Source organism: Bradyrhizobium sp. SZCCHNR1015 (assembly GCF_032489875.1).
Classification (GTDB): Bacteria; Pseudomonadota; Alphaproteobacteria; order Rhizobiales; family Xanthobacteraceae; genus Bradyrhizobium.
In genome coordinates, this window is record NZ_JAUEYW010000005.1 from 118,613 (window position 1) to 140,410 (window position 21,798).

Annotated in this window: 17 protein-coding genes; 8 read left to right on the forward strand and 9 right to left on the reverse strand. The window is 64.9% G+C overall.

Annotation, left to right across the window (positions count from 1 at the left end; genetic code table 11):
• Nucleotides 1-118: 118 nt before the first annotated feature.
• Nucleotides 119-313, reverse strand: coding sequence for a hypothetical protein (locus QX128_RS10605; RefSeq protein WP_316237414.1), 195 nt, complete (start codon nucleotides 311-313; stop codon nucleotides 119-121).
• A gap of 313 nt (nucleotides 314-626) precedes the next feature.
• On the opposite strand from QX128_RS10605, the gene QX128_RS10610 reads away from it, so the two are divergent.
• The gene (locus tag QX128_RS10610) at nucleotides 627-962 is read left to right on the forward strand and encodes a hypothetical protein (protein WP_316237415.1); all 336 of its coding nucleotides are present in this window, start codon (nucleotides 627-629) and stop codon (nucleotides 960-962) included.
• A 7-nt stretch (nucleotides 963-969) separates the two neighbouring features.
• Here the strand turns inward: QX128_RS10610 and QX128_RS10615 are convergent, their stop codons facing one another.
• Nucleotides 970-4,389: a DEAD/DEAH box helicase family protein gene (locus tag QX128_RS10615; protein WP_316237416.1), complete on the reverse strand. Its 3,420-nt coding sequence runs from the start codon at nucleotides 4,387-4,389 to the stop codon at nucleotides 970-972.
• A 206-nt stretch (nucleotides 4,390-4,595) separates the two neighbouring features.
• Here QX128_RS10615 and QX128_RS10620 point away from each other — a divergent pair, with 206 nt between their 5' ends.
• Both QX128_RS10620 and QX128_RS10625 read left to right on the forward strand, forming a co-directional pair.
• Nucleotides 4,596-4,892: a type II toxin-antitoxin system RelE/ParE family toxin gene (locus QX128_RS10620; protein ID WP_316237417.1), complete on the forward strand. Its 297-nt coding sequence runs from the start codon at nucleotides 4,596-4,598 to the stop codon at nucleotides 4,890-4,892.
• 9 nt (nucleotides 4,893-4,901) lie between these two features.
• Nucleotides 4,902-5,210, forward strand: a complete 309-nt coding sequence (locus tag QX128_RS10625) for a HigA family addiction module antitoxin (RefSeq protein ID WP_316237418.1) — start codon at nucleotides 4,902-4,904, stop codon at nucleotides 5,208-5,210.
• A 138-nt stretch (nucleotides 5,211-5,348) separates the two neighbouring features.
• Here QX128_RS10625 and QX128_RS10630 read toward each other — a convergent pair whose 3' ends face one another.
• The 3 genes from QX128_RS10630 to QX128_RS10640 all read right to left on the reverse strand — a co-directional run bounded on the left by QX128_RS10630 (nucleotide 5,349) and on the right by QX128_RS10640 (nucleotide 9,938).
• A complete protein-coding gene (locus QX128_RS10630) occupies nucleotides 5,349-6,518 on the reverse strand; it encodes a restriction endonuclease subunit S (protein ID WP_316237419.1) in 1,170 nt (389 codons plus the stop codon).
• The gene (locus QX128_RS10635) at nucleotides 6,515-8,056 is read right to left on the reverse strand and encodes a class I SAM-dependent DNA methyltransferase (RefSeq protein WP_316237420.1); all 1,542 of its coding nucleotides are present in this window, start codon (nucleotides 8,054-8,056) and stop codon (nucleotides 6,515-6,517) included. Before QX128_RS10635 ends, QX128_RS10630 begins: the two co-directional genes overlap by 4 nt.
• Nucleotides 8,057-8,849: 793 nt before the next feature.
• Nucleotides 8,850-9,938 (reverse strand): COX15/CtaA family protein, encoded by a 1,089-nt coding sequence (locus tag QX128_RS10640; RefSeq protein WP_316237421.1) that lies wholly within the window; start codon nucleotides 9,936-9,938, stop codon nucleotides 8,850-8,852.
• 102 nt (nucleotides 9,939-10,040) lie between these two features.
• Between QX128_RS10640 and QX128_RS10645 the strand changes: the two genes are divergently transcribed.
• Nucleotides 10,041-10,262, forward strand: coding sequence for a DUF2842 domain-containing protein (locus tag QX128_RS10645; RefSeq protein ID WP_315799662.1), 222 nt, complete (start codon nucleotides 10,041-10,043; stop codon nucleotides 10,260-10,262).
• Here the strand turns inward: QX128_RS10645 and QX128_RS10650 are convergent, their stop codons facing one another.
• Complete coding sequence (locus QX128_RS10650) at nucleotides 10,263-11,324, reverse strand: polysaccharide deacetylase family protein (RefSeq protein WP_316237422.1); 1,062 nt, start codon at nucleotides 11,322-11,324, stop codon at nucleotides 10,263-10,265.
• Nucleotides 11,325-11,599: 275 nt separating this feature from the next.
• On the opposite strand from QX128_RS10650, the gene QX128_RS10655 reads away from it, so the two are divergent.
• Nucleotides 11,600-12,838, forward strand: a complete 1,239-nt coding sequence (locus tag QX128_RS10655; RefSeq protein ID WP_316237423.1) for a GNAT family N-acetyltransferase — start codon at nucleotides 11,600-11,602, stop codon at nucleotides 12,836-12,838.
• Here the strand turns inward: QX128_RS10655 and QX128_RS10660 are convergent.
• Nucleotides 12,835-15,132 carry a lipopolysaccharide biosynthesis protein gene (locus QX128_RS10660; protein ID WP_316237424.1) on the reverse strand — a complete coding sequence of 766 codons (2,298 nt, stop codon included), beginning with the start codon at nucleotides 15,130-15,132 and terminating at the stop codon, nucleotides 12,835-12,837. The two genes, QX128_RS10655 and QX128_RS10660, sit on opposite strands and share 4 nt — an antisense overlap.
• A gap of 365 nt (nucleotides 15,133-15,497) precedes the next feature.
• Here QX128_RS10660 and QX128_RS10665 point away from each other — a divergent pair, with 365 nt between their 5' ends.
• From QX128_RS10665 to QX128_RS10675, 3 genes are all read left to right on the forward strand, one after another.
• Entirely contained in the window at nucleotides 15,498-16,631 is a 1,134-nt protein-coding gene (locus QX128_RS10665) for a glycosyltransferase family 4 protein (RefSeq protein ID WP_315799658.1), read from the forward strand.
• A 153-nt stretch (nucleotides 16,632-16,784) separates the two neighbouring features.
• Complete coding sequence (locus QX128_RS10670; RefSeq protein WP_315799657.1) at nucleotides 16,785-18,314, forward strand: undecaprenyl-phosphate glucose phosphotransferase; 1,530 nt, start codon at nucleotides 16,785-16,787, stop codon at nucleotides 18,312-18,314.
• Between the two features lie 87 nt (nucleotides 18,315-18,401).
• On the forward strand, nucleotides 18,402-19,640 hold the full coding sequence (locus tag QX128_RS10675) for an O-antigen ligase family protein (RefSeq protein WP_315799656.1): 1,239 nt from the start codon (nucleotides 18,402-18,404) through the stop codon (nucleotides 19,638-19,640).
• Nucleotides 19,641-19,672: 32 nt separating this feature from the next.
• Here the strand turns inward: QX128_RS10675 and QX128_RS10680 are convergent, their stop codons facing one another.
• Together QX128_RS10680 and QX128_RS10685 are read right to left on the reverse strand one after the other, a co-directional pair.
• Nucleotides 19,673-20,851: a saccharopine dehydrogenase family protein gene (locus tag QX128_RS10680; protein WP_316181499.1), complete on the reverse strand. Its 1,179-nt coding sequence runs from the start codon at nucleotides 20,849-20,851 to the stop codon at nucleotides 19,673-19,675.
• Between the two features lie 125 nt (nucleotides 20,852-20,976).
• The gene (locus QX128_RS10685; RefSeq protein WP_316237425.1) at nucleotides 20,977-21,762 is read right to left on the reverse strand and encodes a DUF169 domain-containing protein; all 786 of its coding nucleotides are present in this window, start codon (nucleotides 21,760-21,762) and stop codon (nucleotides 20,977-20,979) included.
• Nucleotides 21,763-21,798: the final 36 nt, after the last annotated feature.

Below are 21,798 nucleotides of genomic sequence, written 5' to 3' on the forward strand. Positions count from 1 at the left end.
GATCCGGCCTCGAAGACAAAGAGAGCGCGACAGGCCTCCCCTGGCCTTGCGCGCTCTCTTTCGTCCCACGGTCATGCCGTTGCCGGCTTCTCGGACCGCGCCCTCGTTAACTCCGGATCTAACTCAGCAGCACCAGAAGGCTCGCCTGCGCGGAGCTCGTCAGCGGAAGCGCGGCGGTCGCGATCGACCGGCGCACCGTCAGCGCCTCGCGACAGGCGGCGACCTCGTCGGCGATGGCAAGATGCGGTTGCGACGCTTCAGTCCTGGACAGCAGCCTGAGACGTGCGGACGCCGACATCACGATGACCGACATGCGCGAACCCTTCTGGTCTGACACTCTGATGGAAATGCAGCAGAGATTTTCATCCCGGACGCAGACAGTGCTGGTTTGCGTCCAGCCGGCCTTCAAAATCGCCGGCACCCGTAACCTTGCACCCGCAGAACTTAACGAAAGCTGAAAAAACCCGTCCTTCTACGGGTGATTGCAGCCCCGCTCCGCGCGCTGGAAGGTTTTCGTTAACCATACAGGGCCCATCCTGCCGGCCATGGAATCGCTCCGGTGCAGCCATCAGCGCCGATGCCGCATGGCATCACGCCGGCCGTCCCGGAGAGGCAAGGAGAGCAGAATGCGAACGTTGGTGATCATGATGCTGCTGGCGGCCATCGCGGCGAATGGCGTCGTGCTCGCAGCCGACCTGCCGGCCGTCCACGACAAGCTCGTCCACTACAAGGCCCGCCGCGCCGTCAAGGCGCCGCCCACAATCGTCGTCGTCAAGGACCAGGACTCGCTGATCTCCCCGATGTGGCCCTCGACCCCGCTCCTGCTCGGCCGCCAGGAACTCCCCGGCTACTACGGCCGCGCCTTTTCCTACGACTACCAGGGCGCGTATTACGGCGGCGAAGGCTACACCAACTACATGTTCCGCCTGCCTTATGCCTGCGGCGTGTACGGGTATTGTTGAGGGAGCACTACGCCACCGCACTCTCGTTGATCGCCTTGATGGTCTCGAACAGCTTGACCACCCTGTTCTCGTCGAACAGGTGCTCCGGCCCTGTCGGCGCGATGCCGGTGAACGGCGGCTCGTAGAGCAGCGCCGGGTCCATCACGCCCTGATCGGTCAGGTGCTCGATCACCATGTCGATGAACTCGATCTGGGCCGCTGACGCCGTGCCGCCGGCGATGAACTCGCCGAAGGCCGCGCTGACCGCGGCGCGGTCGAGCCCGACCAGCGAGCGCACGAAGCGGCCGAAGCCGTGGCTGACCTCTCTCGCCCGGGCGATGTCGCCGGCTTCGCCGATGCCGGCCTCGAGCAGCATCCGCTCCAGCTCGGTGAGGTCGTAGGCCGTCAACGGCTTGCCCTGGCGCAGCTTGGCAAGCGCCAGATTGTCCTGATGCGCGCGCAGGAAGTGTCGCGCCTTGGCTTTGAAGCGGGCGAAGTCAGCCTCGCCCACCTGCGGCAATTGCAGCTCGACCCCCTCGCCGATCTCGTCGGCGAAGTTCGAATAGACGACGGTCTTGCGTCCCTTCTCGATGTGCTGGATCAGGTCGCGCAGTCGCAGGCGCACCAGCTCCAAGAGCGGCACGGTGACGCCCTCCCACCATTGCTCTGTCTGGATCTCCTCGATCAGCTCGGCATGCCTGGCAATGGCCGGAATGCCGGTCTGGTCCTCAAGGGCTGACGCGATCTCCAGGAGCTGCTTGCGGAGATTGTCGAAGCGCTTGGAGCCCTTGAGCAGCGCCAGCTCGAGCTGGAACATCAAGAGGTCGAAGCGCTTGGCGTCCTCGGTGCCGAGCATGTGGCTCGACGGCAGCGGCGCGATCTCCTCGACCAACTCCTCGCGCTTGTGCTCGTCGATCGCGTCCCACTCCTTGGGCTCGCGATACTTCTCGACCGCGCGGCGATGCTTCCGGACGATGAAATTGTCGGTGTTGAGGCCGCCGACGATCGCCTGCAGGGTCGCGGCAGCGGACGCCCGAATCTCCGGCTCGCTCGGCGGTTCGTCTTGGTCACCCTCATAAGGCGCTTGCTCGCCGGCCGAAAAACCGCCGCCAGCCGCCTTCGACAGCTTCTCATCCAGCGCCCGCACCAGGTCGAGCCGGCCGGCGAACAGCCGCTCCGAAAGCGACTTCGCTGCAGAAGCTTCCTTCAGCTCCGGGTTGGCACCGAAGAACTCGATGTTCTGGCAGTAGTCGAAGACGCAAAACTCCTCCTTGTCCTGCCCCGGACCGAACAGGTCCGGACACAGCCGCGTACCGCGCCCGATCATCTGCCAGAACTTGGTCTTCGAGCGCACCGGCTTGAAGAACACGAGATTGACCACCTCGGGCACGTCGATGCCGGTGTCGAGCATATCGACCGAAATCGCGATATGCGGCACCTTGGTCTTGATCGAGAAGTCGTCGATCAAGGTCTGCGCATAGGCGCCGGTCTTATGGGTGATGACGCGGGCGAAATGCCCGGCCAGCGCCGGATAGGCCACGTTGAAGCGGGTCTCGATATATTTGGCGTGGTCCTCGTTCTTGGCGAAGATGATGGTCTTGCCGAGCCGGTCGCCGCCTTCGACCTTGATGCCGTTCTGCATCAGATGCGCGATGACGAGATCGACCGTCTCCTCATTGAACAGCCGCTTGTTGACCTCCGCCGCTTCGACCGTATCGGGGACGTCGTCCTCGCCCCATTCCAGCATGTCCCACTGGTCTTTTTCCTCCGCCGAGAGGTCGTCATAGCGCAGGCCGGAGCGGACGATTTTCAGCGGCACGGAGATCGTCTTCGGCGGCACGAGGTGCCCCTCGGCCACCGCCTCCTCCAGCGAATAGGCATCGGTCGGCACGCCGTCTTCGAGATCGAACAGCGAATAGGTGTTGCGGTCGATCTCGTCCTTCGGCGTCGCCGTCAGCCCGACCAGGAAGGAATCGAAATACTCGAAGATGGCGCGATAGCGCTGGTAGACCGAGCGGTGCGCCTCATCGATCACGATCAGGTCGAAATGGCCGGGGCCAAATCTGAGCTTGCCCTCCTGGCGTCCGTCGATCAGCCCCATCATGGTCGGATAGGTGCAGATGAACACGCGCCCATCGGCGGTGCGCTCGGTCACCAGATTGACCGGTGCGGCGTCCGGCAGATGCGTCTTGAACGCGCCGGCCGCCTGGTTCACCAGCGCGACGCGGTCGGCCAGGAACAGCACCCGTTTGACCCAGCCGGCGCGCATCAGGAGGTCAACCAGCGCGATCACGGTGCGGGTCTTGCCGGAGCCGGTCGCCATCACCAGCAGCGCCTTGCGCTCGCGGTCGTCCTCGAAATGCTTGGCGATCGAGCGGATCGCCCGGTGCTGATAGGGCCGCTCCACGATCTTGCGGCTGATCGCCTCCGCGGCCAGCGACTTGCGGCCGGTGCGGCGCTGAATCAAGAGCTCCAGCTCGTCGCGCTTGTAGAAGCCGCCGATCTGCCGCGGCGGATAGCGCGTATCGTCCCAGATCCAGTGCTCGTAGCCGTTGGAATAGAAGATCACCGGCCGCTGGCCGTAGCGCGCCTCCAGACGGTCGGCATAGAGCTTGGCCTGCTGCTGGCCGGATCGCGCATCCTTGCGCGTGCGCTTGGCCTCGACCAGGCCGAGCGGCTTGCCGTCCGCGCCCCAAAGCACGTAGTCGACAAAGCCCACGCCCTCATTGTTCGGCATGCCCTCGACGCGAAACTCGCGATCATCAGATTTGTCCAGCGCCCAGCCGGCCTCGCGCAGCAGAAGATCGATGAAACGGTCGCGGGTCTCGGCCTCGTCGTAATTGTGCCGGTCCGGCGTCGCCTCGGCTGCCTTGCGCGCGGCGGCGACCTCGGCGCGCAGCTTCTTCAGCTCCGCATCGAGGTTGTCCTTGTCGAGCAACAGTTTCGTCAGCTCGCCGTCCTTGGCGTCGAGCTCGGCCTGCTGGGTCTTGAGCTGGACGAACGCCTTCTTCAACACCTCGTCGCGGCGCGACAGCACGGCCGGGTCGAAGCTCAGCCCGTCGGCCGGCTTGGCCTTGGCATAGGTCCGGGCGAACCAGAAGCAGACGTGGAACAATTCCTTGACCGCGCCGGTGGCATCGCCGGCGCTGATCCGGCGCGCCTCATGAACGGCCCGGTTGCGCAGCGTGTTGATGTATTTCGCCTTGGCAAACACCGCCTCGCCCGCGGCACGGCGGAAGCTCGGCTCGTGCAGCAGCGCCGCGATGTTGTCCTGATAGGGCAGCTTAAGCGCGGGATCGGACTTGAACGCCCATTTCACCGCGACCTCGACGGTCTTGCCGGCAAAGAACGCGGCCGCGGTCGGCGACACCGCCGCCTGGCGCTCGGCCTCGACCGCCGCCTCGTGCACGGCCGGAAATTCAGCGGCGAGAAAGGCGAAGTTGGACATTCAGCTCCTCTGGCGTTCCCCTCGCGTGACCGCCATCCTGCCGGATCATCCGCGTCTGCCCAGACCGATCCGGCCATACCGGATCACCTTCAACCATCGGATGCATTGCCCCGGTCCGTCAAGCCGCTCCGCGGCGTCACACGGGAAACCCACGCAGATTGCCGGCTGTGTCATAGGGTGGTACACTGCCTCAAACGGGGCCGCCCATGATCGTGAGCTTCCGAGACGATTGGCTGCACCGGTTCTTCGTCGACGACATCAGATCGAAGAAGATCCCGGCGGACCTGGAGGACCGGCTGTTCCGCAAGCTGCAGCTGATCGACGACGCCACCACGGACGCGGATTTGCGGTCACCGCCCAGCAACCATTTCGAGAAGCTGCGCGGCCATCTGGACGGCTTCCATTGCATCCGCGTCAACAAGCGCTGGCGATTGGTCTTCCGCTGGCACGGCGGCCGCGGTGAGGCGACCGATCTCTATCTCGACGACCACAGCTACGAGTGAGGCACGTCCATGCTGATGACCAAACGCAAGCCGGCAACGGTGGCCGAAATCCTGGTCGAGGAGTTCATGCAGCCGCTCGGGCTGACGCAGACCGCGCTGGCCACCGCCATGGGCGTGCAGCGCAAGCACGTCAACGAGCTCTGCAACGGCAAGCGCAATGTCACCGCCTCCACGGCCCTCATCCTCGCCCGCGTCTTCGGCAACAGCCCGGAGTTCTGGCTCAACGTGCAGCGGCGCAGTGACCTGTGGGAGGCCCTGCATTCCCCGCGCGAGCGCAAGCGGATCGAGCGCGCGAAGCCGCTGAATTCGGCGGCGTGAGTCATTGCGAGTGACTACCACGTAGTAGGTAAAGCGTAAGGCGCCCAAGGTCCACGCGTAAGAGTCTTGCCCGGGGGCATACTGCACTTGGGCCAGTATACCTATTTTTGAAGCGTCGCCTCAACGGAATGTCGGCCATCAAAACCTTCCCGAAAAGGCGCGTTGCTGTAGAGACTTGAAAAGTGCATCCTGCCTCGTGGCGGCTGCGGCAGCGTCTTCTTGGAGCCCTCGTATGGTTTCGGCCTGCTGCACAAAGGCTTGCATTCGTGCTATCGGAGCAAGCGGAATTCTAGTTTCTGAAATCTGTTTGATATTCAGAGTTGGCTGGCTGACGGTACGCAGTTCCTTCCTGAAATACTCCTGAACCGACGATGATCGTAGATACTCTGCGACATAGTCCCGCAAGACGCGATCCTTAATAGGGACCCGGGCTACAGCTCGTGCAACGTTGAAGCCCTTTTCGGCTTCAGTTGCAACCGCAATCCCACCTGTCGATCCCACACAACTTATGAGAATCTCGTACCCTAGAAGCAACGACCGACGGTGTTTGTTACTAACCTCGCAAGCCACCTTCCGCAACTGCGCATGGCTCACCTTTCCATTCTGCAGGTCTGAGACACGAACCAAGAAAACGCCATCTGGATCATTATCTCCCGGCTGAACGACGCCGTAGTTAATTTTATCATCAGGGTCTATCAATTCTGCAAGCGACACTTCTGGCAGGCCAAGCGATCGTCCGAACATCTCTCGAAACGCGGAGCTAGAGAGACACTCGCCAATTTCGATCGCCCGTCTCCGCTGCCGCCGCAGTGCGTCGGCCTTGTCCAGGATCGCCGCGATCCGCCGCTGCTCGTCAAGCGGAGGAAGAGGGACTTCCAGGCGCTTTAGGAAGTCTGCTGGAACACGTTTCTGACCGGCGCTGCCGGTCATGTTTTTTGTCCCAAGCTCCCTCAGTTTCGAGTTCCAGATCAAGTGAAACAGGTAAGAAGAGTCGATCTCTCGTCCCGCCCGAAGCACATGAAATTCCGTTGAGCCAAATCCAATCGGATTGCTCAAATAAGTTGTCCGAGCAGCTTTTCCGTTCTCGAAACAAGGGGTGATCTTTGCAACGAGAACGTCACCTCGCTCAAAGTAGGTATATCCTTTTTTGACTTCTCCGGCCGCCCTCTCCTCCTCAAAGTTGATGCACCCGTTCTCAGAAACACCAGCCATTGGCAGAAAAGATACGAGCTCGTCATCCGCCAACACTTTGGGAGCGCGCGGATTCATCTCGCACACATCTCCCAGTCGAGCGACGCGCACACTCACAGCATGGCCTCCAGCTCGGCCAATCCGTCCGTAATCTCCTGCTCCAGCGCCTTTAACTCCGCAATAATCTCCTTCGGCGACCGGTGCTCGGCGGCCACGTGCACCACCTCCTTGTAGCGATTAATCGAGAGGTCGTAGCCAGCGGCCACGATCTCAGACTTCGGTACGCAAAAACTCTGCGCAGTGCGCGGGCGATCGCGTTCACTGCCATTACGCTCCTTCCAGCGTGCGGCAATGTCCGGAAGGTTGTTCTTGTCGTGCTCGCTTGCATCGAGCTTGGCCCGCGGTCCAAGCTTTTCCGCCGGCAGCAGCGGCGTGCGCTTGTCGTCCAGCGAGATGCCGTCGGCCTGGCAGTCGTAGAACCAGACGTGATCGGTGCCGCCGGAATTGGTCTTAGTGAATAGCAGGATCGCGGTGGAGACACCGGCGTAGGGCCTGAAGACGCCCGACGGCAGCTTGACGATGCCGTCGAGCCTGTGATCCTCGATCAGCATCTTGCGGATCGCCTTGTGCGCGGTCGAGGAGCCGAAAAGCACGCCGTCCGGCACGATCACGGCGGCGCGGCCGCCGGGCTTGAGCAGCCGCAGGAACAGCGCCAGGAACAACAGCTCTGTCTTCTTGGTCTTGACGATCGCGAGCAGATCCTTGGCCGTGGTCTCGTAGTCGAGCGAGCCGGCGAACGGCGGATTGGCGAGCACGAGGCTGTAGCGGTCGGAATCGGCGGCATGGTCCTGCGATAGCGAGTCCTTGTAACGGATGTCGGGGTCGTCGACGCCATGCAGGGTCATGTTCATCGAGCCGATGCGCAGCATCGTGCCGTCGAAATCGAAGCCGTGGAACATCTCCTCGTTGAAATGGTCGCGGCTCTCCTTGTCGTGGAACAGCTTCGGGTCGTTCTCGCGCAGATACTCGCCGGCCTGGACCAGGAAGCCGCAGGTGCCGCAGGCGGGATCGCAGATCACGTCCTTGCGCGTCGGCGCCGTCATCTCGACCATCAGCGCGATGATGTGGCGCGGGGTGCGGAACTGGCCGTTCTGGCCGGCGCTGGCGATCTTGCCCAGCATGTATTCATAGAGGTCGCCCTTGGTGTCGCGGTCCTCCATCGGGATGTCGGCCAGCAGGTCGACCACCTTGGCCAGCAGCGCGGGCGTCGGAATCGTGAAGCGCGCGCCCTTCATGTGGGTGGCGTGCGCGGTGTCCGCGTCGGCCATCTTGCGCAGGAACGGGAAGACGTGCTCCGAGACGATGTCGAACATCGTCGCCGGATCCTTGTTCTTCAGCCGCGACCAGCGCATCTCCTCGTAAGCAACGCCGCCGCCCTTGCCGATGCCGTCCTTGCCTTCAGGGAAGATGCGCCGCTCCATCGGCTTGCCCAGCCGGGTCGCGCGGTTCTCCTCGCGCGTATGCGCCTCGTCCAGCCCGCGGATGAACAGCAGATAGGTGATCTGTTCGATCACCTCGATCGGATTGGCGATGCCGCCTGACCAGAACGCATTCCAGACATTGTCGATCTTGGACCGAAGTTCGCCCGTCAGCATGTTCACCCCATTCCGCACATCTTGCTGAACCGGCATAGCAAATTCAGCGGGGCGTGAAACGGATTCGGTACGATCATCCCCTGACAAGTCTGGGCACGCGGCGCTTCACCAAAGCGGCGCGACAGCGCCCTTGCATCTTTCGGCAAATCAGCATATTCTGCGTTTGTTCCTGTCCAGCCGAGGGGCGCTTCCGGATCGTCCAGTTGCGTGGGATTGGGAATGCGGTGGACGTGGCGGGCCGTGCGCGGGCTTCAAGCTTGCGCGGACGAGCGGCTTGTCACGGACGGCGAAATCGCGTGGTCCTGGCGCCCCGACGCTGGCGCTAAGTCTCGCAGCGGTGCTCACACATCGCGCGAGATGACGGGGGCAAGAGAGCCCGGTCCCCGGGGAGATCGCGTATAAGCGTTAAAACCATCGCGCGGGGAAGGCCGGGTGTTTTCGGCCGTACCTGTGGTGACCGCCGCGTGCTTTTTTCTTTGCACGCGGGCCATGGGTGCCGGCCAGGCATCCGGCCTTCCCTGCGCCCTCGCGTTTTTCGGGGGCGAGACGATCGGCATGGCTCGGCGCACAAGCGCGCGAGGATGAGGGTGTATGTCTTGGCGAGATCGGGAGTTGCACGCAAAGGCGCTCATTGGCTCGCGCCGAACGTCCCAGTCGTCATTCCCGGGCGTGCGAAGCACGAGCCCGGAATCCATTTTCCAGCGTGTCTCGCGGCTCAATGGATTCCGGGCTCGCCCTGCGGGCGCCCCGGAATGACGGCGGAGGTCGCTGCAACAGCGAGCGCGAGAACGCCCTACCCCGCCTGCCCGGCCGCCACGGCCGCCTGCGGCACGGCGACAACAGCGACACGCCGCGGCGACAGGCGTTCGGCCTGCAGCACGGCGAGCGTCAACACGATGATGGCCGTGCCCTGATGCAGCAGCGCCAGCGAGATCGGCACCAGCGCGAGCAGGGTGAGAATGCCGAGCACCGCCTGCACCAGGATCGCCGCCAGCAGCCGGTGCGCGCCGCGCACGACGTTGCGGCCGGCGCCGGCACGCATCACGTCGAAGGCGTGCCACGCCGCCAGCGCCAACAACGTGTAGGCGGTCATGCGATGCATGAACTGCACCGTCAAATCGTTCTCGAACAGATTGATCCACCACGGCGAATGGATCCACAGATTGGCCGCCTTCGGGATCAGGCCGCCGTCGATCTCGGGCCAGGTGTTGTAGACGAGGCCGGCGCGCAGGCCCGCGACCAGCGCCCCGAGATAGAGCTGCACGAAGGTGATTCCGACCAGCACCCAGGCCGTCAGCCGCAGCCGCGCCGGCACTTCGGCCTCCTCGCGCGGCGCGAGCCGCCGCAGGGTCCAGACGATCGACGCGTAGATCAGCAGCGCCAGCGCGAGATGCGTCGCCAGCCGGACCGGCGCCACCTCGGTGCGCTCGGTGAGGCCGGAGGCCACCATCCACCAGCCGACCGCGCCCTGCAGCGCGCCGAGGCCGAAGATCAGCCACAGCCTGCGGCCGAGCGGCCCGGAGACGGCGCCGCGCCACAGGAACCACAGGAAGGGCAGCAGGTAGACCATGCCGATGACGCGGCCGAGCAACCGGTGGCTCCACTCCCACCAGAAGATGGTCTTGAACTCGTGCAGGGTCATGCCGGCGTTCATCTGCCGGTACTGCGGAATGGTCTTGTAGGCTTCGAACGCATCGCTCCAGGCCTGCTCGGACAGCGGCGGCAGGGTGCCGGTGACCGGCTTCCATTCGACGATCGACAGCCCGGATTCGGTCAGCCGCGTCGCGCCGCCGACCAGCACCATCAGCGCGATCAGGCCGGCCACGACGAGGAGCCAGATGCGGATCGCAGCGAGATCGCGGGTAGCGGGAACCGTGGTCATGGACGTTGAACGCTCGATTGAACCGGGGCTGACAGGCCCTTATAATCCCGGGGAAATCGCGCGCAAGCCGCGCCGCCCCCAGCCGAGGCTGACAATCCCGTCATGACGATCCGCACCCGCAAACTGATCGGCGCTGTCGCGCTGCTGCTGCTCGCCTTCGCCTGGTCGATGATGGGCATGGTGATGGCGCAATTCCCCCTGATCGCCAATTCCGGCTGGCTGCAGGCGGTGTATTACGTCGTTGTCGGCATGGGATGGGTGCTGCCGGCGATGCCGATCGTCAGTTGGATGCTGCGCCCCGATCGGGAGCAACAGCAGGGCTGATCAGCCGAGATCGAGCTTCGGCGGCTGCGCGGCTTTCTCCCGCGGCAGGGTCACCCCGGCCATCAGCACCTTCAAGGCGCGCAGCGAGCGCGAGCGGCCGTCCCAGGCGATGCGCGGCAGCATGTGCAGATGGGTGCGGCCCTCGCTCTGCACCACGCCTGGCATCGTCGAGGCCGCGCTGACGAAACCCGCCTGCTCGGCGAGCACGACATCGCTGCGGCGGAAGCTGTCGCGGTCGCCGAACGGATACGCCATGTGCCGGACCGGGCGGCGCAGCGCCGTCTCCAGCACCGCCCTGCCCATCGTGATCTCGCGCTGGGCGTCGGCATCCCTGAGATTGGCGAGCACGGGATAATGCACGGTGGCACTGCCGATCGTGACGTTGGGGTCGGCGGCGAGCCGGGCGATGTCGGCCCAGTCCATCGCGGACTCGCGGCTCAGCGCGGTGAGATCGACCGAGTGGCGCGAGCAGAGGTCGCGGATCGCGATCGACAACTCGGCTGGCGGCAGCTTGCGCAGCCACGCCGAAAGATACGCGAACAGCTCGTATTTTTCCGCCGGCGTAAACACGTTGAAGCGCTGCTCACGATGATCGATCACGAGGCTGATGCGGGCCTCGCGCGCGATCACGGCCTCCAGCGCCAGCCACCAGGCTTCGCCGAGCCCGTCAGGAAAGGCCGAGGGCACGTAGACGGTGAACGGCACGCCGTGGCGGGCGAGCACCGGATAGGCGTGCGTGATCAGGTCCTTCGCGGCACCGTCGAAGCTCAGGCAGGCGAAGCGACGGCTGTCGGGCAGCCGGACCGACCGGCCGCAGGCCTCGTCGAGCGAGACGATCTCGTAGCCCCAGCGCTTCAGCGCCCGGATCACCTTGTCGAGGAAGACGGGCGTGATCTCCGCGCATGTCAGCGGCTGGAACGCGCCCTTGCGCCGCGGCCGCACCCGCTCGAACCGCAGCACGGCACCGGCGCCGCCCGTGGCGCGCGAGGCGAGCAGCGTGCGACCGCTGAAATAGGCCAATTCGAGCCGGGCGCTGCGCAGCCACCTGTTGTCCGACGACAATTCCCGCGCCCCTTCCGAAAATCCCACTTGAAACCAGATCGTCCGCGCCCACCTGATGCGGACAGACCATGGCGCGATCGCGTCATGATCACCGCCATCCGATGATAGCGACCATCCGCCGTCAAGATCGCGTGGGCGCTGCCGATTTGAACAGATCTTTGTTTGTGTCATTCCCGATTTGGGACGAAGTCATTGCCATTACCTTTTGTTGAGACTTCTTTGCGAGGGTCTCCGGACGTCAAGCAACAAAATTCCACGACAACGCGAGCTGCGCGATGACCATGGCCGCCGTGATCGAGAGCCGGACGGCGCAGGCGCCCGCGCGGCGGCTGCCGTCGGGGCTCGCGCGGGTCGACATCGTGTCCGATCTGGCGGCCGCCGAGCCGGTCTGGCGCGCGCTCGAAGATCCCGCCCATGTCTCGACGCCGTACCAGCGCTTCGATCTGCTCGGCGCATGGCAGCGCGACGTCGGCGCACGCGAGCATGCTACGCCGTTCATCGTCATCGGGCGTGATGCCGAGCAACGTCCGCTGCTGCTGTTGCCTTTGACGTTGCGGCACGCTTGCGGCATGCGCATCGCCAGCTTCATGGGCGGCAAGCATACGACCTTCAACATGCCACTGATGGATGGCGAATTCGCCGCGCGCGCCGGCGCCGGCGATCTCGACGTCCTGCTCGCAGGGCTGCGCGACCGCGGCGGTGTCGACGTGCTCGCCTTGACGCAGCAGCCGCAGCGCTGGGGCGATGTCGCCAATCCGCTGGCGCAATGGCCGCACCAGCCGTCGGTGAACGACTGCCCGGTGCTGCTGATGCCGCCGGGCGCCGCGCCGACGGCGCTGCTGTCGAATTCATTCCGCAAGCGGCTCAAGAGCAAGGAAAAGAAGCTGCAGGCGCTGCCCGGCTATCGCTACATGGTCGCGGGCAGCGACGCCGAGATTGCCGAGCTGCTCGACTGGTTCTTCCGCACCAAGCCGATCCGCATGGCCGAGCAGAAGCTTCCGAACGTGTTCGCGGAAGCAGGTGTCGAGGCCTTCGTGCGCAGCGCCTGCATGGCCAAGCTCGGTTGCGGACATCGCGCCATCGATATCCATGCGCTGCGCTGCGATGCCGAGATCATCGCGCTGTTTGCCGGCGTCGCCGACGGGGCGCGCTTCTCGATGATGTTCAACACCTATACGCTATCGGAGAATGCGCGCTGGAGCCCCGGGCTGATCCTGATGCGCTCGATCATCGATCACTACGCGCAACAGGATTTTCGCGCCCTCGATCTCGGCATCGGATCGGACGACTACAAGCGGATGTTCTGCAAGGACGACGAGCCGATCTTCGACAGCTTCATGCCGTTGACCGCGCGGGGCCGCGTTGCCGCAACGACGATGGCTGCGGTCAGCCGGGCCAAGCATGCCGTCAAGCACAGCCCTGCCCTGCTCCGTCTGGCGCAGCGCCTGCGCGGCGCGCTGCAATCGCGTGGCGGCGTCGCCAAGGCCAACGAGAACGAGAAGGCCGAAGACTAGGCGGCGACGCCGCGCGGCCCCGGCTGGTTGCGGTTCGCGCCTCCGCCCGGTGCCTTCAGCATCGTGACGGCACCGAAGCCGACCTCGCGCAGCTGCTCGCTCATCTGGCTGCGCGCCTCGGCGGCCATGATGGGATCGGGCACGACGACGGCGCGCGCGCCCGCGGTCAACAGCTCGGCCGGCAGGTCGGAGGCATTGCCGGCGTCGAGCAGGACGTGGTCGTAGACCCGCAGCAGCGCGTCGATGGCGAGCGCGAGCCGCGGCGATTGCAGTTGGCTGCGGTCCGCGCCCGGGCGGCCGGCGTTGACGATGTGCAGCCGCGAGGTCTGGTCCTTGGTGATGATGGACGCGAACGACGCCTCGCCCAGCATCAGCTCGATCAGGCCGGGCGCGGCCGGATCGACCGAGACGCCTGCAAGCAATTGCGGGCTGCCGGCGAGGTCGACCAGCACCACGCGCGCCTGCGCCGCCATGGTGCGGGCGATCGCGAGCGCGGTGGACGTGACGGCATCGCCGCCGGCCGTGCCGAGCACGGTGACCTTGCGGGCGCCCTCGCCCGCGGCGAGCAGATCGGATGCGAGCTGCTCGAGCTCGTTCATCGGCGCTGGCTTGATCGGCTCGGCCGACGGCGCCTCGGCCGCCTGCATGGCCGTGACGGGCGGCGGTACGAAAGCCGGATGCGTGGCCTCAACCGGCGCCGGCGTCGAAGGTGGTGCAACGGCCGGCGATGCGGAAACCGTCCGCGGGGCGATCATCGGCTCGACCCGCGCCGCGAGCACCATGACGTCGGCCATGCTGCCCATGGCCGGGGCGGTGGGGCCCGCCGCGCGCGGCGCCGTGAGGCGCAGCAGCTCTCCGGTGATGACCACGCCTGAGGTCAGCATCAGGGTCGCCAGGGTCGCGATCAGCACGATCGGCAGCTTCTTCGGATAGGCCGGCGTATTCGACACCACCGCCCGCGAGATGATCCGTCCATCCGCCGGCGGCGTGTCGAGCGTTTCGCGGGTGTTCGCCTCGCGGTATTTGGCGAGATACGATTCCAGCAGGTCGCGCTGCGATTTGGCATCGCGCTCCAGCGCCCTCAGCTGGACATCGAGGCCATTGGTGGAGGTGGCCTGCTTCTTGGCCTGCTCGAGGCTCTGGCTCAGCATCTGCACCCGCCCGTCGGCGATGCGCGCGTCGCTGTCGAGCGAGCGGGAGATCTTGCCGGCCTCGTCACGGATCTGGCGGTCGAGATCAGCCAGTTGCGCCTTCAGTTCCTTGATGCGCGGATGATTGTCGAGCAGTGTCGACGACTGCTCGGCGAGCTGCGCACGCAGGCTCACGCGCTGCTCCGACAAGCGTCGCATCAGTTCCGAATTGAGCACCTCGGATGCCTCGATCGGCTGGCCGCTCTGCAGCATCTCGCGGATCAGCCGCGCCTTGGTCTCGGCGTCCGATTTCAAGGCGCGGGCGTTGTTGAGCTGGGTGTTGACCTCGCCCATCTGCTGGTTGGACAGCGAGGTGTTGTTGGTCCCCATGAACGAATTCGACTTGGCGCGGAACTCCTCGACCCGCGATTCCGCTTCCTCGACCTTCTTGCGCAGCCCCTGGATCTCCCCGGCCAGCCACTGGCTGGCCGACTTCGCCTGCGCCTGGCGGGCGTTCTGCTGAACCACGAGATAGCCGTCCGCGATCGAATTCGCGACCTGTGCCGCGAGCGCCGGATCCTGCGACTGGAACTCGACGACGAGGACGCGCGATTTGTCGACGGCGTAGACCGTCAGGCGCTCGTAATAGGCATCCATGACGCGCTCGTCCGGCGTCATGGCAAGCGGATCCTTCACGAGCCCGACCATCGCCAAGACCGACTTCAGCGGCGACACGCCGCGCAGGACTGGATCGAACTCGGGCAGCTCACCAAGCTTGTTCTTCCTGATGATGTCGCGCGCCAGATCGCGCGACAGCACCAGTTGCACCTGGCTGGTGACCGCCTCGGGATCGAGTGCCGTTCGCTCCTCGGTACGCTCGCCGTTCGGCCGCACGAACACGTTTTCGCGGCCGTCGATCAGGATCCGCGCTTCGGACTTGTACCGCGGCGTGATCATGTTGACTGCGGTGATCGACAGAACGAGAGCGAGCAGCGTCGGCAAAAGAATGAAGCCGCGCTTTCGTGCCAAGGCGCGGCCGACCAGCCGGAGATCGAGATCGCCGGCTGGGCCCGGCTCGGCCGACGATGACGAGCCTGTCACGGGTCGGACGGAAGCTCCGTCAACCTGTGTCGTCTTGCCGGCACGCCAGAACGCCAACCGCATCATCCACTCCCGCGAGACCTACGCCACGCCGCTACCATACGTGGTACAATTACACTCAATTAAGGTTGCTGACGGGTTAACCGGAGCGCCTGCAACCTCGCCCTATAGAACAATCGTCATCCTTCGCCATATGCTGCTCGCTACAAGTAGGCTTGCGCCAGATCGTCACAATGTTGGAGCGAGCTCGCCCGGCAGCGACGACAAGTGAGACTTTGTTAACCATCAAGCCTCTATCGAGGTTGGAGCTATCAATATTCAGCCGACGAGAGGCGCCCGTGCTTCCTCTATCCGCCAGTCGTCAGATCAGCACCCTCGGCGGAGCCTGGCGAAACCACGCGCAACCCGATGGCGCGGGCGAGTTCGACATGGCACCGTCGCAGACCAAACCTCTCAAAATCCTTCACGCCGTCAGAGCTCCCGTCGGCGGCATCTTTCGGCACATCCTTGACCTTGCCAACGGTCAAGTGGATCACGGGCATGACGTCGGCATCATTGCGGACAGCCTGACCGGCGGCGAACGCGCCGATGCCGCGCTGGCCCAGATCGCGCCCCGCCTGACACTCGGCGTGCACCGCATTCCCATTCACCGGGAGCCTTGGCCGAGCGACATTCTGGCACTCAGCCGGTTCCATCGCCTCTCCCGCGCGCTCGCCCCCGACGTGCTGCATGGCCACGGCGCGAAGGCCGGCGCGTTCGTCCGCCTGCTGCCGCATCGGCCAGGAACGATCCGTATCTACACGCCTCACGGCGGCTCGCTGCACTACCCGCTCGACACGCTCAAAGGCGCGCTGTACGGGCGGCTTGAACGTGCGCTGATGAACCGGACGGACCTCTTCCTGTTCGAGAGCGCCTTCGCCCGCGATACCTATGAGCGCATGATCGGCCATCCCAGGGGATTGGTGAATTGCGTCTTCAACGGCGTCACTGCAGGCGAATTCGACCCGGTCACGCCGGCTCAGGACCAGACCGACCTGGCCTATGTCGGCGAATTCCGGCACATCAAGGGCACGGATCTGCTGATCGACGCCGTCGCGCTGTTGCGCTCCCGTGGCCGGCCGCTGACGCTGACGTTGGGCGGCGACGGCGAAGAGATGTCGAAGCTCAAGGCTCAGGTCGAACGCCTCGGTCTTACGGCCGCGGTGCGCTTCATCGGCCATGTGAAGGCGCGCGACGGATTTTCCAAGGGAAGCCTGCTCGTCGTTCCCTCGCGTGGCGATTCCATGCCTTATGTCGTGATCGAAGCGGGTGCCGCCGGGGTTCCGATGATCGCGGCCAGAGTCGGCGGCATTCCGGAAATCTTCGGACCGCATAACGACGCGCTGTTCATGCCGGGCAACGCGACCGCGCTGGCCGACGCAATTGCAGCCGCACTGGACGATCCGGCCACCGCGCAGCTCCGCGCCAAGGCGCTGCGCGAGCGCGTCTTCCAGCATTTCTCGCAGAAGGCGATGGTCGAGGGCGTGCTCGACAGCTACCGCGAGGCGTTTACCAAGACCTGACGTCATTTACCATCGCTAACCGTTTCTTCCGATTTGGCTCGTAATCCCGCCGGTAGGGAATTTCCCCCGGCGCTATCAGCGCTTACATGACCACAAATACTAACAAACATAATCCGGGCTTGTACGACTGTGGAACCGATCAACGCTCGCTCGATGTTGGATGCCGCTGCGGCCGCGGCCGCATCCACGGCCGCGGCAGGCAAGCCGGCCGTTGAACGCCGTCGCCGCCTGTCGCCGGCGGCCCTGGCGGTCGCCAATCAGAAGGTTCACCGCGCCTATTCTCCGATCGTCCTCGCCGGCATCGTCCGCATCACCGATTTCGTGCTGTTGAGTGTCGTCGGTAGCGCCGTCTATTTCGGCTACGTGGTTCCGCTCAGCGGCTTCCATTGGGAGTATCTCGTTGCCATCGTCGGCCTCGCCGTGAGCGCGGTGGTGTGCTTCCAGGCCGCCGACATCTACCAGATCCAGGTCTTCCGCGCCCAGGTGAGGCAGATGACTCGGATGATCTCGTCCTACTGCTTCGTGTTCCTGCTGTTCATCGGACTGTCCTTCTTCGCCAAGATCGGCAGCGAAGTTTCCCGTCTCTGGCTCGCCGCGTTCTTCTTCGTGGGACTCGGCGCGTTGATCGCGAGCCGCGTCGTACTGCGCAACCTGATCCGCAGCTGGGCCCGACAAGGGCGCCTCGATCGACGGACCATCATCGTCGGCTCCGACCAGAGCGGCGAAGATCTGGTACGTGCGCTGAAGGCGCAGGACGACTCCGAGATCGAGATCCTCGGCGTGTTCGACGACCGCAACGACTCCCGTTCGCTCGAGACCTGTGCCGGCGCGCCGAAGCTCGGCAAGGTCGATGATATCGTGGAGTTCGCGCGCCGAACCCGCGTCGACCTCGTGCTGTTCGCGCTGCCGATCTCGGCGGAGACCCGCATCCTCGACATGCTGAAGAAGCTGTGGGTGCTGCCGGTCGACATCCGCCTCTCGGCCCATACCAACAAATTGCGTTTTCGCCCGCGCTCCTATTCCTATCTCGGTGCGGTCCCGACGCTCGACGTGTTCGAGGCGCCGATCACCGACTGGGATCTGGTGATGAAGATGCTGTTTGACCGATTGGTCGGCGGCCTCATCCTGCTGCTCGCACTGCCGGTGATGGCGCTGGTCGCGCTCGCGATCAAGCTCGACAGCCCGGGACCGGTGCTGTTCCGGCAGAAGCGGTTCGGCTTCAACAACGAGCGCATCGACGTGTTCAAGTTCCGGTCGCTCTATCACCACCAGGCTGATCCCACGGCGTCCAAGGTCGTCACCAAGAACGATCCGCGCGTGACCCGCGTCGGCCGCTTCATCCGCAAGACCAGCCTCGATGAGCTGCCGCAGCTGTTCAACGTGGTGTTCAAGGGCAACCTGTCGCTGGTCGGCCCGCGGCCCCACGCGGTTCAGGGCAAGCTGCAGAACCGGATGTTCGACGAGGCCGTCGACGGCTATTTCGCGCGCCACCGCGTGAAGCCCGGCATCACCGGATGGGCGCAGATCAACGGCTGGCGCGGCGAGATCGACAACCAGGAGAAGATCCAGAAGCGAGTCGAGTTCGACCTCTACTACATCGAGAACTGGTCCGTGCTGTTCGACGTCTACATCCTGCTCAAGACGCCGCTGGCGTTGATGACCAAGAGCGAGAACGCCTATTGATTGCGGGGATCCGGAGCGGACCCACGTCCGCTTCGCGCGTGTGTCCGGCCGATCCCGCCCTGCGTTGCGTATGAGTGTGAGTTCGCGATGGCCATGACGGCGGCAGCCGGAGAGTTCGCGTCCAGACCGATGGCCCCGCCCGGCGTCGTCGCCCTGCAGCGTGCGCTGGTCTGGTTGGTCGGCGCCTCCGGCGCCATCGTGTTCATCGAACCGAGCCCCTACGAGCTCGTGACGCTCGCGTCCGCCGCGGTGTTCATTGCGACCGGCATGAGGCTGCGCCTCGTCTTCGTGCCGCTCCTGCTGCTGCTGGTCCTGGTCAATCTCGGCTACACGATCAGCGCCATACCGCTGCTCGACGATTCCAAGATCTCGACCTGGATCGCCACCTCCTGGTACATGGCGTTCACGGCCATCTTCATCGCCATGCTCATTTCGGACGACACCGAAGCGCGGCTCGACATGCTCCGGCGCGGCCTCGTCATGGGCGGCGCGATCGCAGCCCTTGCAGGTGTCGCCGGCTACTTCCATCTGGTGCCCGGCGGATACGATCTCCTCACCTTGTATGGCCGCGCGCGCGGCACGTTCAAGGACCCGAACGTGCTCGGCGCATTCCTGATCCTGCCGGCGCTGCTCGCGCTGCAGAACGTCGTCACCGCCCGCTTCGCAGCGACGCTGCGCGCCAGCTTCGCCCTCGGCGTGATGGCGCTCGCCATCCTGCTCGCCTTCTCGCGCGCGGCCTGGGGCGGCCTCGTTCTCACGGCGGCCTTCATGCTGGCGCTGATGGTACTGACCAGCACCTCGCCCCGCGAGCGCTCCCGCATCATCGTCATGACGCTCGCGGCTGCCGTGGCCGGCCTCGTCCTGATCGGCGTACTGCTCTCGATCGATTCCATCGCCGACATGTTCAAGCAGCGGGCGAGCTTCGACCAGAGCTACGACGAAGGCCGGTTCGGCCGGTTCGGCCGCCACATCCTCGGCGCCGACATGGCGCTCGACCTGCCGTTCGGGATCGGGCCGCTGCAATTCCACAACTACTTCCCCGAGGACACCCACAACTCCTATCTGAACGCCTTCATGTCGGGCGGCTGGCTGTCCGGCATCTGCTATCCCGCTCTGGTCTTCACCACCGTCGTCCTCGGCTTCCGCTATCTGCTCGTGCGCGTGCCCTGGCAGCGCACCTACATCGCAATCTTCGCAGCCTTCCTCGGCACCGTCGGCGAAAGCTTCATCATCGATACCGATCACTGGCGGCACTTCTTCCTGATGCTCGGCACGATGTGGGGCATGATCGCCGCCACCCGCGCCCACCAGGTCGACGCGGGCTGATCCGCAGGGATCGGTCCGCACATCGCAGCCTCCTAGTCCTCCACCGCGAACGTCAGGCCGGCATGGTCGACCAGCCGCTTGATCAGGCTGTCCTGGAGCGCCGCGCCCGGAGTCCAGAAACCGCCCTTCACGCCAGCTCCGTCGCGCAACAGGCCGACGGCACATTCGCTGATCATCTTCGAGGTCGAGCCGTAGCCGGGGTCGCGGTTGCCCTTCACGGATGCGCGGACCTGGCGGCCGTCGGGGGCGATCGCGACAAAAAGAAGATTGTAGTAGCCGTTCTCGCGCTCTTCCTTGGAAGGCCCCTCGCCCGGCTTCGGCGCGTTCGGGCCGGTCTTCTCGGCATTGGCGGCCATCACCTTCTTGGCGTTGGCCTCGCCCTTCTCGCCCGGACCGGTCAGCACCATCTCGTCATAGACGAAGTCCTGGCCGTACGGGAAACCCATCAGCATGTTGGAGCGGTGGACGTTGCGGGTGTTGATCAGCGCCATCATGAACGGCGCCGTCCAGGACTGCAGATCCTCCTCATAGACGGGCTTGTTGCCTGACGGCTGCTTCGGCCCCTTGAAGCCGGGCGTCAGGGCGAACGCGTCCTTGAGGATCGCTACCAGGCTCAGATCCTTGGCGACCGCATCGAATGTCGCCTTGGCGCTGGCCGCCGTCCCGCCCGACAAGGTCCCGCTCATGCCACGGACGCGGCCCTTCACGCGCGCGACCGGCGCGCCGAGCACGCGTCTCGCCTGCTGCTGCACGAAGTAGACGCCGAGCTCGAACGGTACGGAATCGAAGCCGCAGGAGAACACGATGCGCGCGCCGCTCTTCTCGGCGGTCGCCTGATGCTTGTCGATCATCTGCCGCATCCACACCGGCTCGCCACAGAGATCGACGTAGTCGGTGCCGGTTTCGGCGCAGGCGGCGACGAGCTCGTTGCCGTAGAGCTGATACGGACCGACGGTGGTCAGCACGAGCTTCGTCTGCGCCACCATCGCCTGCAGCGACGCCGGATCGGAGGCGTCGGCGGCAATGAGAGGCGTGTCGGTGGGCGCGCCGATCTCGTCCCGCACGGAAGCGAGCTTGTCCAGGCTCCGGCCGGCCATCGCCCAGTGCAGCGAGGCGTCGCCGCGATATTGCGTGGCGAGATATTCAGCCACGAGCTTGCCCGTGAAGCCGGTGGCGCCGTAGACGACGAGATCGAATTTCGGTGAGGTCATTGGTGTTCCCTGGAGATCAGCTGCAAATCAGTTGCTCCGTCATTGCGAGCGAAGCGAAGCAATCCAGGGCTGCGGACAGGACTCTGGATTGCTTCGCTTCGCTCGCAATGACGGCGGATGTGGTTCTATTTCTTTCCATAAGACACGCTCATGCCGGCGCGGACGTCGTTCTGAATGCCGTAAGGGGCGATCGGGTAGCGCAAGCCATTCCTGGCGAGCTGCTTCATGCCGGCGATCGCCTTGGCGAGATCGGACGGCTTCAGCGCCATCAGCATCTCCTCGTCCGGCACGCCGCCATAGCGGCGCTCGGCGAAGCAGGGCAGCGACAGGCTCGGCTCGCCGGTCTTCAGCGCGCGGCCCCAGGAATCGGCGCAGGCGGTCTCGCCGACGACGCCCCACTCGAACTTCTTGTAGCCGACATATTGCAGGCCGTTGATCAGGATGATCATCTGTCCCGGCGTCGCATAGACCAGGCAGATGTCCGGCGGATCCAGGCGGCCGCTCGACAGCGGGCTCACCGCCATCGCCTGGTAGCGGCCGAACGGCACGACATCGAGCGCCTCCTGCCGCTTGCGCGCATCCTCCGCCGTGCCGTGCCAGACGCCGACATAGTTCGCGCCCTCGAGCCAGGCCTCGTCCTGCGGGCCGAGCCCGATCACCGCGCGGCACTGCGCGCCGACCAGATCATCTCCGGTGATGCCGACGGTCCAGCCGAGCCGCGAAGCCATGCTGACGATCTGGTCGGTGGTGTGCACCGCGTTGGGACGGCGGATCTTCTCGATCGCTTCCATGTCCTCGACGCGGGCGAACATCTTGATGCCGATCACGGTCGTCTTCAGCCGCAGCAGGCTGTTGAGATCGGCGACCATGGCCGCCAGGTCCAGCCTGTCTGCCGCGTTCGGCTGTTGCATGTGGCGTTCCCTCCCTGCCGCACCGGGCGTCCGCGC